The 7907-nt window shown below is 57.3% G+C and carries 8 protein-coding genes and 1 pseudogene; 3 read left to right on the top strand and 6 right to left on the bottom strand.

Going from position 1 to position 7907, the window contains the following annotated elements; all coding sequences use genetic code 11:
* The 5 genes from NKH35_RS30285 to NKH35_RS30265 all read right to left on the bottom strand — a co-directional run.
* Positions 1-872, bottom strand: an 872-nt coding sequence (locus NKH35_RS30285) for an ABC transporter permease (protein WP_352917370.1), incomplete at its 3' end; no start/stop codon positions are given.
* Positions 865-1872 (bottom strand): ABC transporter permease, encoded by a 1008-nt coding sequence (locus tag NKH35_RS30280; protein ID WP_352917369.1) that lies wholly within the window; start codon positions 1870-1872, stop codon positions 865-867. The genes NKH35_RS30280 and NKH35_RS30285, both read right to left, overlap by 8 nt.
* 102 nt (positions 1873-1974) lie before the next feature.
* Positions 1975-3672 (bottom strand): peptide ABC transporter substrate-binding protein, encoded by a 1698-nt coding sequence (locus NKH35_RS30275; RefSeq protein WP_352917368.1) that lies wholly within the window; start codon positions 3670-3672, stop codon positions 1975-1977.
* Positions 3673-3796: 124 nt separating this feature from the next.
* Entirely contained in the window at positions 3797-4813 is a 1017-nt protein-coding gene (locus tag NKH35_RS30270; RefSeq protein WP_352917366.1) for an ABC transporter ATP-binding protein, read from the bottom strand.
* Positions 4806-5882 carry an ABC transporter ATP-binding protein gene (locus tag NKH35_RS30265; RefSeq protein WP_352917364.1) on the bottom strand — a complete coding sequence of 359 codons (1077 nt, stop codon included), beginning with the start codon at positions 5880-5882 and terminating at the stop codon, positions 4806-4808. Before NKH35_RS30265 ends, NKH35_RS30270 begins: the two co-directional genes overlap by 8 nt.
* A gap of 799 nt (positions 5883-6681) precedes the next feature.
* Between NKH35_RS30265 and NKH35_RS30260 the strand changes: the two genes are divergently transcribed.
* The 3 genes from NKH35_RS30260 to NKH35_RS32100 all read left to right on the top strand — a co-directional run bounded on the left by NKH35_RS30260 (position 6682) and on the right by NKH35_RS32100 (position 7346).
* Positions 6682-6984, top strand: a complete 303-nt coding sequence (locus NKH35_RS30260; RefSeq protein ID WP_352917362.1) for a hypothetical protein — start codon at positions 6682-6684, stop codon at positions 6982-6984.
* A gap of 92 nt (positions 6985-7076) precedes the next feature.
* Positions 7077-7229 (top strand): hypothetical protein, encoded by a 153-nt coding sequence (locus tag NKH35_RS32105; protein ID WP_502907013.1) that lies wholly within the window; start codon positions 7077-7079, stop codon positions 7227-7229.
* Between the two features lie 12 nt (positions 7230-7241).
* Positions 7242-7346, top strand: a complete 105-nt coding sequence (locus NKH35_RS32100) for a hypothetical protein (protein ID WP_502907012.1) — start codon at positions 7242-7244, stop codon at positions 7344-7346.
* A gap of 192 nt (positions 7347-7538) precedes the next feature.
* On the opposite strand, the pseudogene NKH35_RS30250 reads toward NKH35_RS32100, so the two are convergent.
* Positions 7539-7738 (bottom strand): annotated as a pseudogene (locus NKH35_RS30250) (leucine zipper domain-containing protein); the annotation flags it as partial.
* Between the last annotated feature and the right edge of the window lie 169 nt (positions 7739-7907).

The following is a 7907-nucleotide window of genomic DNA, read 5'->3' as shown; positions in this document are numbered from 1 at the left end:
TCTTGAATGTAGTCGGTGCCTTCATAGAGCAGCCGGCCCCAGGTCGCAAAATCCGGGGGAAAGCCAAGGCCCAGAAACGACAGCAAGCTTTCCGCAATTACCGCGTCGGCGATTTGGAGAGTGCTTGAGACAATGATCGGCGACATGATGTTGGGCAGCACATGACGACGAATAATCCGGCGCGGCGGCGCGCCGATACTGCGTGATGCCAACACGAATTCGCGCCGCTTGACAGACAGCACCTCGCCGCGAACGATGCGCGCGGTTTGCATCCAGCTCGTCAAGCCGATGGCCGACACGATGAGGATGAAATTCCCCATAACGATGCCGAGAGAGCTCGCTACCGCGTCGCGGAATAACATCATTGCGATCAAAAGCAGCGGCAGGACCGGCAATGCCAGAAAGAGATCAGTGAGCCGCATCAGCAGCCCATCGAGCGATTTAAAATAACCAGCGACGACACCTATAGAAGTGCCGAGAAGAATTGAGATGATCATCGCCGCTAGGCCGACAGCGATCGATATCCGACCGCCTGTCATCACCCGAGAAAGTAGATCGCGGCCAAGCTGGTCTGTGCCCGCCGGATGGGACCAGCTTGGTCCCGCGTTTAAATTCGTGAAGTCGATATAGGTGGGACTTACGCGCCAAACGAACGGGCCTAAGAGGACGCCGACAACAATCAGGAAGAAGACAGCAGCTCCGGCAAGCGCGCCCTTGTGGGCCCTGAACTGGTCCCACACGTCCCACCACTGATTGCGCGACGGCGTCGCGAGCAACACAGGGTCATCGGCAATGGAATCGATAGTTCGTGTTTGCGAAACAGGCGCCTCGACGACTTCTTTCGCGACCTCGTCGTGTAGCAACTCAGTCATAGCGAATCCTGGGATCGAGCAAGCCGTAGAGCAGATCGGCGATCAAATTGAAGCCGACGATCAGCACTGCGAAGATGAAAGCCAATGTCTGCACCATCGGCACGTCGTTGGCATATATGGCGGTGATGAGAAGCTGGCCGATTCCGTTTACCTTGAATATCTGTTCGGTCACGATGGCGCCGCCGAAAATGCTCGGCAGGCCCAGCGCTACTACGGTCACGACAGGGATCGCCGAGTTGCGCAAGACGTGGATGAACACGACCGTGGCCTCGCCCATGCCCTTGGCGCGAGCCGTGCGGACATAGTCATGATTGAGATTGTCGAGCATCGACGAGCGTAGATAGCGGCTGATGGAGGCGGTGGTCTGCACGGCCAGCACCATCACTGGCATGACCATCTGCCGAAGCTGCTCAATGAAACTGCTCCAGCTGTTGATGACGAGATTAGTGTTGTAGATCGTCGGAAACCAGTCGAGATAGACGGCGAAAATCAGGATTGCAAGAACACCTGAGAAAAAAGGCGGCACGGCAAGGCCGAGCATCGAAAAGAAAGTGCCGAGCTGATCGAATGCCGAATATTGTTTGTAAGCCGATACGATACCGATCGGCAGAGCAATTAGCACCCCGACTATATAGGCAAGGCCAACCACGAGCAGCGTCTGCGGAAGGCGTTCGGCGATGACGCTGACGACCGGGCCGCGCGATTGCCAAGAGATAATGCGCTGCATACCGTCCGAAAAGTGCGCCCCGAACAGAACGTCGAAGCCATGCAGCGGCTCGATTACGAAGAATAGCTTCAGCCAGAGGAGATACTGCACGATCAGCGGTTTGTCGATGCCAAGAGCGGCGCGCATGTTCGCGCGCACTTCAGGTGGAATGGTAGGGGGCAACTGCGATAACGGATCGCCTGGCGCGATTTTGAGCAGCGAGAAGATCACGAGGCTGATCAATAACAGCGTCGGAATTGCGATAAGTATTCGTCGAATGGCATAGTTAAGCATGCGCCGGACCTATTGCTGCTGGCCGGGGCAATAATGCCCGCGACCGGCTTGGAACATGGAAAAACCGAGCGCCCTTATCCCTACAAGAACGCGGGGTCAATTTCACTTCTTGCGATACCAGTCCTGAGCGTTCCACAACGGAGAATCCCAGGCGTTCAAGACGGATCCCCCCAGCGTGTCGGAGATGCCGGAGACGCTGGCGCGCCAGACCAACGGCACGATCGCGTAACTGTCGAGCAACATGTTATTGAGCTGTTTCACTATCTCGGCCCGTTTTTCGATGTCAGCGGTGCTACCGAGTTCTGTCACCAGCGCGTCATACTTCGTGTCGCAGTATCGTGGGGCGTTCCAGCCTTGCCACTGATTGTCCGGCCGCGGAGCCTGGTTGCAGGTGAAAGTTGTAACGTACGAGCCGAGATCGGTACCGTTGGCGTAGTTGACCCACATCTGGACGTCGGTATAAAACCTCTGTACGTTTTCCAGATTGCTCGTATCGCCGCCGAACATGACAGAAGTATCAACACTCTTCAAGTCAACTTCGACGCCGATCTCGTGCCACCATTGTTTGATTACCGCCTGTGCCTGATTTCGTATTGGATTAGTCGTAGTCACGAAAGTAAGCTTAAGCTCCTTGCCGTCCTTCTCCCGGATTCCGTCGGCACCCGATTTCCAGCCCGCCTCTTCAAGAAGCTTCACGGCGCCCGGAATATCCTGCTTCAGACACTCCGTATTGCCAGCGGCGAAGTTCGCCGGCGCCGTAATCCAGTCACAAGTAGGCTTGCCCATCGGGCCGTAGCCGATCTCGCTTAACGTAGCACGGTCAATTGCAATCGACAGAGCCTTGCGCACACGAACGTCACTGAGGATCGGATTTGGATGCTTGACAGTCGAACGCTCGTCCGGCGGGAGGGTCGGTGATGGATCGGTCAGATTCATGAAGAGCGTTTCGACCCACGTCCCAAAGGATAACTGGATCTTGCCCTTGCCCGCTTTCTCCATTTTGCTCAGCACGTCCGGAGGTATCTGCAAGTTCAAAGCATAGTCAAATTCGCCTGTCTGCAAAACGGCGCGGGCTGCTCCTAGCGCATCGCCACCGCCCTTGAAGTTGACGATGGAGAAGCTCGGCTTTTCTGGATCGCGGTAATGCGGATTGGCCTTTAACTGAATCGCGTCGCTCGGCTTAAAGCTGGTGACGGCAAACGGTCCGGTGCCGATCGGATAGAAATTGGCTTCCGTGCAGGTTGGAGCCTTAGCGCCGAGACAATCAGCGAACTGTTTTGCCTGAATGACAGGATAAAACCAGCCCACAAACAAGGTGTAAGGAACTACGGTAGGGACCTTGAAGGTTACCTTCACAGTCAAATCGTCCAAGGCTTCGATTTTCTCTACACCCTCGAAGCCAAAAGCCACCGCGCAGCCCATCTTTGGGTCCATGCAGTAGTTCGCGGTAAAGACCACGTCCCGTGCTGTAACAGGCGTGCCATCCGACCACTCAAGACCTGGTTTCAAGATCCAGGTGATCGACTTCATGTCCTTCGAGACGCCGCCGTTCTCTATGGTCGGGATGTTTACTGCAAGGCGGGGAAATAGTTCGCCGTTGTCGTTGTAGCTGGCGAGCGGCTCAAGCACCAGCGAGGCAGGAATGGTGTCATTGTCCTGTCCCGAGATGTAAGGGTTCATCATCGAAGCTGCCTGCCAGTTCAGGATGTTCACGACGCCGTCTGCACCGCGATCGGCAGATGCAGACGTCACGAATAGGGTCATTGTCCCAGCGGTTATAAGAAGTTTCAATGCAGACATTCTGTTGTTCTCCCCTTTTTCAAACCTCGGCTTGGCTTATTCCTGCCTTGTTGACCTAACAATCCATCCTCATTGCGATCGCGGGCCCACTAGCTTTCCTGCGAGGGATCTCGCCTCCCCTGCTTCACTCGGCCTTATGGCAAGCGATCCATCGGTCGCCAGCCACTTTTCGCCATGCCGGTTGCTCTGCCGTGCACCGGTCGAATGCGACCGGGCAGCGGGTGCGAAATCGACACCCCGAAGGCGGATTGGCGGGGCTCGGCACATCACCCGCCAGGATAATGCGGTGGCGCGCACGTTCGACCCTCGGATCCGGCACCGGGACCGCAGAAAGTAACGCCTTCGTGTAGGGATGCATTGGATCTTTGTAGATGAGGTCGCGTGGGCCGAGTTCCATCACCTTGCCCAGATACATCACCGCCACATGGTCACAGAGGTGACGGACCATTGAAAGATCGTGGCTGACAAAGAGGTATGTCAGCGAGAACTGCTCCTGAAGGTCTTTGAGGAGATTGACTACCTGGGCCTGGATGGAGACATCCAAGGCGGCAATAGGCTCATCGCAGACAATGAAGTCGGGATTGAGCGCGAGTGCCCTTGCGATCCCAATTCGCTGGCGCTGTCCGCCAGAAAATTCGTGCGGATATCGACTAGCGAACCTCGGATTAAGACCGACGGAATCGAGCAATTCGTCAATCCGCCTCTCCTTTTCCGTACCTTTCAGCACACCGTGCTCATTGAGCGGTTCGGCGATGATCGAGCCGACGGTCATGCGCGGATTGAGACACGCCTGCGGATCCTGAAAGATCATCTGCATGCGCGGGCGGACCCGGCGGAGTTTATTACCCTTCAGATGCGTGATGTCTTCGCCATCAAACACGATGCGCCCCCCGGTCGTGTCGCAAAGACGCAAGATGGCAAGCCCTGTAGTCGACTTCCCACACCCGCTCTCGCCCACCAGTCCGAGCGTCTGGCCGCGCCTGACTTCCAGGTTCACGCCGTCGAGCGCTCTGATAGCGCCAGCTTGGCGCCCGAAGACACCGTGATAAGTTGGGTAGTGCACGGCCAGGTCACTGACGCGGAGCAGGACGTCGTTGCGGCTAGGGCGCGCTTGTCTTGTGAGGATGCTTGGCTCAGACATGCGGACTCTGCTCGGTCACGTCCCGCCAGCAGGCGGCTTCATGACCTTCTCGCACCGGCATCAGCGGCGGCCTCTCGACGCGGCAGCGATCGAAGACGTGCGGACATCGTGGTGCGAAAGGGCAGCCCGTCGGAAAGGCGGTAAGGTGTGGCGGTTGACCGAGGACACTCTTCAATCGCTCCTCTCCCCCCTGGTTGGGCCTCGGTAACGTCTCCAGAAGCGCGCGCGTATAGGGATGACGGGGATCTGAGTAGAGATCGTCGACAGTGGCGCATTCGACAACGAGTCCGGCATACATAACCATCACCCGATCAGCGATTCCGGCTACCACACCAAGATCATGCGTAATCCAGATGATACTCATGCCGATTTCCCAGCGAAGCTTCTTGACGAGCTCCAGGATCTGGGCCTGGATGGTTACGTCAAGCGCCGTCGTCGGCTCATCGGCGATGAGCAACTTTGGATCGCAGGCAAGCGCAATTGCGATCATCACCCGCTGGCGCATCCCGCCGGAGAACTGGTGAGGATAGTCGTTAATCCTTTCCTGTGGCGAGGGTATGCCGACCAGGGAGAGAAGCTCGAGCGCACGCTCCCGCGCCTGGCCACGGCTGAGACCCAAATGCTTCCTTAATGGCTCCATCAACTGGTACCCGACCGTCAAGACCGGGTTGAGCGACGTCATGGGGTCCTGGAAAATGAACCCAACCTCGTTGCCGCGGATCTTACCCATTTCGCTTGCGTGAAGCGATAGAAGATCCCGATCTCCGAGCCTAACTCGCCCAGACACGATTTCGGCAGGCGGAGACGGCAGAAGCTTCATGAGCGACATCATCGTAACGCTCTTGCCGGAGCCGCTTTCTCCGACCACAGCAAGCAGTTCGCCAGGCAGAAGTTCAAAGCTGATGCCATTAACGGCGTGGATCGTCGTTTCCCGAGTTCTGAAAACAATCCGCAGGTCCGATACCCGCAAGATCGGCGCCTCGCCAATTCCCTGTGACGTTGGTTGTAAAAACTCCACCCCCAGTTCGTCACAGTGCGGCCCTTGGCGCGCCTTAGCAAGGCCGGTCATAGGACTCTATCCGGCGCGGAATTTCCCATTGATCGTCGGCAGGGTTAAATTTCATTTGTACTCTATCGAGGCTAGCGTCTGATTGAGTTGCGACATCTCACGACGCTAGCGTCTAGACGAGGACATTTTGCATCAAAATTCGTAGGTCGCTGAAATGCTAGCCCGGATAGCTGCCTTATTTTGAAATGTCTCACTTACCGAACGAGTTCAAGGATTGTGCATAATCGCACCTACGATCAGGTCGATGTGACGAAGCCACGCAGGCTGAGGCGTCCGGAGCTCGGAATAAAAGGTTCTCAGGAGGCAAATGGTACTGATCGCCACCTGCGACTGGATACGGAGCCTAGCTACTTGAATAGCACGCGGCCATTGATATTCGCCGTTTGCCTGATTCCAGGCGCCAGCGCCTGGTTGTGCGGGAAACTATACCGAGCAGACTTGCTGTAACTTGGCAGCGACAAGTCGCACTACGCCCCACTGGATTGGTGATAACGTTTTCGCCTCGATATGCCTTGTCCGGTATCTACGCCTTGTGACGCGCCGATCGTGGGCATCATGGCGACGTTGCCCCAGTTTGATCCAATTCTGAGTTCGTTTCTGGTCTTGCGCTGCTGCGGTGAAGCGACAGGCGCAGGGTGATGGTGCTGGCGAACTCGTCCGATATCTGCCAGTCGGTGGGGCTAGGTCCGCGTCGGCCTGGAGCCCAGACCGCTGTCGCAGTGGCTGTTCTTCGGACCGAAGGAACTCGGCCTTCCAGCCGTGCATCGAGGCCAGACACGCCAAGGCGGCCATGGTCGCAATGAACCGCAACAAAAACGACCGCAACGATGAATGTATCGCGCATCTGATCCGCTCGGACTGGTTCAAGACGGTGCATGTCGGTGGCGCGTTAGGAGCTCCGCTCGCTGCTCGTGGCGAGGGTTCTTCGTCAACAAACTGCGTGACCACGAGAACGAGATACGGCCTGCTTCGGCCCTTCTGTCTGAACGTCGGACGCGTCAGTGCAAGCGGCTTCGATGCCCGCGCCCGCGATTTGGTAAACGGCAACGCTCAGCCCCGCGTTATCGAGACCGCTTGGAACAGCACGCTGCGGGGCACGTAACCGTTCGGGATCGGCCATTATGCGGTGCGCGATGCATGCGGGGTGCTACGGGTCTTTCTGCGCCTCGGCACCATCTGCGCGAGTTCGACCGATTGGGCGATGACCTCCAGGTCATCGAACGCGATCTTGCCCGCTCGACCCTTGAAGATGAGGGCGTGAAGCGTCTGATGACTATTTCTGGCATCGACATGACCGTCGCGCTTGCAATGAAGGCGGCGATCGGCGACGTGTCGCGCTTCGAGTAGCCGCAGAAGCTTGTGAGCTATCTTGGCCTGGATCCGAGTGTTCGGCAATCAGGGCCAGGGCCTGCCTGCCACGGACGGATCACGCCAGCCTCGGCGTCGCGATCGCCCGCTTCATGACCGACAAGGTCCTAAGAGCGGAAGGAAATGGAGAAGACTGTCAAAGTCTCTCTGTTGGCCAGCATGCTCTCGCTGCGTGACGCTGGTCAAGTCGTATGATCGAAGCAGGCGGCTTCCACCGGTAAGGGAAAAGGTCTCGTCCATAGCAAACACAGGGTACGCGTGATGGCGGCCCTCACCATCCTCAACACGCATATGGGTGGGCCGCGAGGAAAGGTCGATCATGCCTGCCCGCCCTTCGGCCTTATATGCTCGACCCAGCCCGCCACGATCTTGGCCGACACGCCGTAGACACGCGCCGCATGGGCTTTGGAGAAAGCGCATTCTATCACCGACAGCGCCATCTCCTCTCGACGCAGCGGCGTGAGACGGGCATTCTTGTGGATGTTCATTCGGACCCTCCGGTGAGTGCTGAAGCCTGGTAACTCCAGTCTCCTCGGTTCGGTCCGAATGGACAACTTCCCGAAAGCTCACATCTAGAGCATAATCTGACCTGATGGAATCGCGAGGGATTCCCATCGGGGAGAATATCTGATTCATCATGTCGGCTGGGTATGGAGG

Origin of the sequence: Mesorhizobium sp. M1143, from assembly GCF_040318435.1 — a bacterium.
Taxonomy (GTDB): domain Bacteria; phylum Pseudomonadota; class Alphaproteobacteria; order Rhizobiales; family Rhizobiaceae; genus Mesorhizobium.
This window is presented reverse-complemented; position numbering and strand designations above follow the sequence as displayed.

Bases quoted from the DNA above. Each gene is read 5' to 3' on its own strand.
- NKH35_RS30280 (WP_352917369.1), bottom strand. From the start codon at position 1,872: ATGCTTAACTATGCCATTCGACGAATACTTATCGCAATTCCGACGCTG.
- NKH35_RS30275 (WP_352917368.1), bottom strand. From the start codon at position 3,672: ATGTCTGCATTGAAACTTCTTATAACCGCTGGGACAATGACCCTATTC.
- NKH35_RS30270 (WP_352917366.1), bottom strand. From the start codon at position 4,813: ATGTCTGAGCCAAGCATCCTCACAAGACAAGCGCGCCCTAGCCGCAAC.
- NKH35_RS30265 (WP_352917364.1), bottom strand. From the start codon at position 5,882: ATGACCGGCCTTGCTAAGGCGCGCCAAGGGCCGCACTGTGACGAACTG.
- NKH35_RS30260 (WP_352917362.1), top strand. From the start codon at position 6,682: ATGAACCGCAACAAAAACGACCGCAACGATGAATGTATCGCGCATCTG.